We start from the raw sequence: 3704 nt of genomic DNA, 5'->3' as shown, positions 1-3704 counted from the left end.
CCCAAGGGCCACAACTGCTCACCGGCAAGCATGCCCAGCAGGCCCACCAGCGCGATGGCCGGCGGTGCGGGGGAACGAAAATCCAGCGCGCCATAGAGCAGGCCGACGCCCAGACCGATACCCAACGAGATAAGGTAGTTCATGACAGACTCCGTGGCATAAGGGGGTATGCGCAGAGTCTAGAGAGAGGTCGCCACGGACGTCGGCCAAGTACTTCTGAATGTCGGCCAAAGCGCTTTTTACGCAGCGCCGCCCCGTTGCTGGCTCACGCAAAACTGCGAAGGCGCGACGCCCAGTTCCCGGCGGAACATGTCGCTGAAGCTGCTCGGCGAATAACCCAGTTCCCGGGCTATCGCGCTGACCGGTACGCCCTGAATCAATTCGGCCRCCGCGGTCGCCAGTTGCACCTGCCGCCGCCATTCGGCGAAGCCCATGCCCAAACCGTCCTTGAACAACCGCGCCAGGGTACGCACGCTGGCACCGGCATTTTCGGCGTGCTGCTCGAAGGGAATGTCCAGCGACGGTGAGGCCATGACCRCCTGGCACAGGTTCATCAGCCGCCGGTCGGAATCGTCCGGTAGCGGTATTTTCAGCAATGAGCGCCGGGCGCGCTTGAGCTCCAGCAAGGCCAGGCCGACCAGCGCGTCGTAGTAATCCGGGGCACCGTCGTCGCCCTGCTCCACCAACCCGACGATCAGTTCGCGCAGCAAGCCGCCGACTTCAATCACTTGCACACTGTCGTCCAGTGTCGCCGCCAATGACGGCCGCAGGTAGATGTTGCGCATCTGCAAGTCAGAGACCACGCGAATCCCGTGCGGCACACCCGGCGGCAGCCAGACCGCCCGTTGCGGCGGCACCACCAGTGCTTCATTGGGCGTCTCGACCCACATCACGCCGCTCATCGCGTACAGCAACTGGCCCCACGCATGTTCGTGAGGCTCGATATACAACCCACGTGGGTAAGTACGTGCCAGCGGTTGCACGGGCACATCGGTATCGCTTAAATCAGGGGGGGCGGCCTTGGCCATAGGCTAGGATCATTAGGGGACGGAAAGGCTCCATGGTAGCGAGGCGTGCGACGTGTCGCCAGTCGCTGTAACCGACTGACAATCCGACGGAATTTTTCGCGCGCCTCACGATCCTTCTATAACAACAGGGAGGAATACAGGCTTTATGAACAACGCAAAGCTTTTCGTCATTGAATACACACTTCATGGCAAGCCTAAGTCTTTCATCATCCGCCAGGACAAAATGGACAACGCAGAAGCCTGGCACTGGGCCAGTTGCGATGCCGGCGTAGGCCGGATCCCTCGTTTTGGCCGTGAGCGGGTGCAAAAGACCAGCAAACCTGTGGCGGAAAAATTCGGCGTCGAGAACGTGACCTGGCGGCCGACGAGTTGAACGTTGAACGGGAGGGTGAATATTCGAACTGAAAGTGGAGCCGCAGCGGCTCCACTTTTTTTGGATGAGCGGTCAGTGCTTAGCGCACTTGCAGCCTTTGGTGGAACATTCTTCGCCGTGTTCGTGATGTTTGGCGYAGCCTTCGCAGCAATAGTGCTTGCCGTGACGCACGATGGGGTGATCGCCCAGTTTGCAGGAGCATTTCGGGCAGTCGCAGGTACCGTCGTTCATGAGTCTGACTCCATGGTTAGGGTCGTCCGGGTGCCGCGGGTGCGCGGCACCTGAAGCAAATGACCGCCCGTTGCGGAAACCGGTTCAAACAGATGCCTGGACGGAGTTTGCTTACTATTGAGGGTAGTCGCGATGTGGCTCCCCCGTAGCAGCAGCCTCGCGGGCTCGGCAGCTGCTGCAGATCGCAAAACGCTCTCAGCGACATCAATCAAATACGGAATTGCCCGACCAATTGCCCCAGGCGCTGACCGAGATCGGCCAGGCTGCGCGAGGTTTGCGCACCGCGCTGGGTCTCGTCGGCGACGCTGTCTACCGCCACGGCGATCTGGTGCACGCTGCGGTTGATCTCTTCGGCCACGGCGGTTTGCTCTTCGGCGGCGCTGGCAATCTGCGCGTTCATCGAGTTGATGGTGCCAATCAACTGAGCCATGGCGTCCAGCGACGCCCCGGCCTCGTTGGCCTGGGCCGATGTGCCGTCGCCGGCCTCGCTGGAGCGGCGCATGGACTCGACCGCCGATTGGGTGCCGGCCTGCAAGCGGTCGATCATGCCCTGGATTTCCTGGGTGCTGATTTGCGTGCGACTGGCCAGCGCCCGCACTTCGTCGGCAACCACCGCAAAACCACGTCCGGCCTCACCGGCGCGGGCCGCTTCAATGGCGGCGTTGAGCGCCAGCAGGTTGGTCTGCTCGGCAATCGAACGGATCACCCCGAGCACGCTGACAATCGACGACACGTCTTTCTGCAGGCTGTCGAGGGACACGCCGCTGCTGCGAATGTCGTTCACCAGTGCATGAATCTTCACGATGCTGCCGGCCACCACGCGCTTGGCGGCCTGGCCTTCTTCGTCGGTCTGCTGGGCAGCGACCGCGGCGTTTTGCGCGCTCTTGGCCACTTCCTGGGCCGCCGCCGACATTTGGTTGATCGCCGTGGCCACCTGATCGGTCTCGTGACGCTGGCGCTCCATGGCCTGATCCGAGCGTTGGGCCTGATCGGAAACCTGATTCACCAGCCCGGTCAGTTGCGAGGTCATTTCGGTGATCTGCCGCACCAGGCCGTGGATCTTGTCGACGAAACGGTTGAACGAGCCGGCCAGTTCGCCGAGTTCATCCTGGCTGGTGATGGTCAGGCGCCGGGTCAGGTCGCCCTCGCCCGCCGCGATGTCGTCGAGGTTGGCTTTCATCAGGTTCAGCGGACGCAGAATGGTATTGGCCAGCAGCATCCCGGCCGCGGCGATCACCAGCAGCACCAACACGGCAATCCCGACAATGCTCAGCACCACGCCTTGCATGCGTTCCTGGACCTTGATCTCGACCAGCGCCACTTGCGCTTCTATGCCGTCGAGGTTGACCGAGGTGCCGACCGCCATGTCCCACTTCGACAGGTATTCGGTGTAGCCGAGCTTGGGTACCTGCACTTGGGTATTACCAGGCAGTGGCGAGCTGTATTGCAGGTAGTGGGTCCCGTCCTTGGCGACTTTCACCAGGTCGCGGTTAACGTAGATGCCGTTCGGGTCGCGGTTGTCCTTGAAGCTCTGGCCCACGCCTTCGGGGCTGTTGGCCTTGAACAGGCGCACGGTGTTGGAGTCGTAGCCGAAGAAGTAGCCGTCCTTGCCGTAGGTGATGCTCGACAGCAACTTGATCACCTGCGCCCGCGCCGCGTCATCGCCGGGAGCGGCCGCGTCGTAGAGCGGTTTGATCGCGGTCATGGCCACGGCAACGTAGCTTTGCAGGGTTGCCTTGGCATCGCTGAGCAGGCGCTGACGGGTTTCCTCGACTTCCTTGCGGGCCTGTTCCTGCAGAATGAACAGCGTGGTCAGGCTGATGACCAGCGCAAAGAGCAACACCGGGAGGACGGCAAGGGACAGGACTTTGGCCTTCAGGCTCATGCGCATGACGTTCACTCTTTTGATTTTATTGGCGTGGTTAAAGGCTATAACGGCACGCCAGATCAAAAGTTGAACGCGGTCCTACAAGGTAGAGTGGTTACAGAACCATCGCCGCCACCCAACCGAACGCCAGCAACGGCAGGTTGTAGTGCAGGAAGGTCGGGACCACGGTGTCCCAGATGTGGTG

At 61.6% G+C, this 3704-nt stretch carries 6 protein-coding genes and 1 pseudogene; 1 reads left to right on the top strand and 6 read right to left on the bottom strand.

The window, feature by feature from the left end:
- The coding region (locus AC1DLB_RS24590; protein ID WP_477785801.1) for a DUF1427 family protein at positions 1-143 on the bottom strand (143 nt) is incomplete at its 3' end.
- A 96-nt stretch (positions 144-239) separates the two neighbouring features.
- Positions 240-1028: an AraC family transcriptional regulator gene (locus tag AC1DLB_RS24585; protein WP_477785799.1), complete on the bottom strand. Its 789-nt coding sequence runs from the start codon at positions 1026-1028 to the stop codon at positions 240-242.
- A gap of 145 nt (positions 1029-1173) precedes the next feature.
- Between AC1DLB_RS24585 and AC1DLB_RS24580 the strand changes: the two genes are divergently transcribed.
- Positions 1174-1401 carry a DUF6555 family protein gene (locus AC1DLB_RS24580; protein ID WP_086945082.1) on the top strand — a complete coding sequence of 76 codons (228 nt, stop codon included), beginning with the start codon at positions 1174-1176 and terminating at the stop codon, positions 1399-1401.
- A 72-nt stretch (positions 1402-1473) separates the two neighbouring features.
- Here AC1DLB_RS24580 and AC1DLB_RS24575 read toward each other — a convergent pair whose 3' ends face one another.
- From AC1DLB_RS24575 to AC1DLB_RS24560, 4 genes and pseudogenes are all read right to left on the bottom strand, one after another.
- Positions 1474-1632 carry a metallothionein gene (locus AC1DLB_RS24575; protein ID WP_477785798.1) on the bottom strand — a complete coding sequence of 53 codons (159 nt, stop codon included), beginning with the start codon at positions 1630-1632 and terminating at the stop codon, positions 1474-1476.
- A gap of 208 nt (positions 1633-1840) precedes the next feature.
- Positions 1841-2596, bottom strand: coding sequence for a methyl-accepting chemotaxis protein (locus AC1DLB_RS24570; protein ID WP_371861278.1), 756 nt, complete (start codon positions 2594-2596; stop codon positions 1841-1843).
- Positions 2597-2698: 102 nt separating this feature from the next.
- Positions 2699-3517 (bottom strand): annotated as a pseudogene (locus AC1DLB_RS24565) (cache domain-containing protein); the annotation flags it as partial.
- A gap of 97 nt (positions 3518-3614) precedes the next feature.
- Positions 3615-3704, bottom strand: a 90-nt coding sequence (locus AC1DLB_RS24560) for a hypothetical protein (RefSeq protein WP_477785800.1), incomplete at its 5' end; no start/stop codon positions are given.

Source organism: Pseudomonas sp. 05N434 (assembly GCF_056396965.1).
Note: the sequence above shows the minus strand (reverse complement) of the source record. Positions and strands in the feature narration are given on the sequence as shown.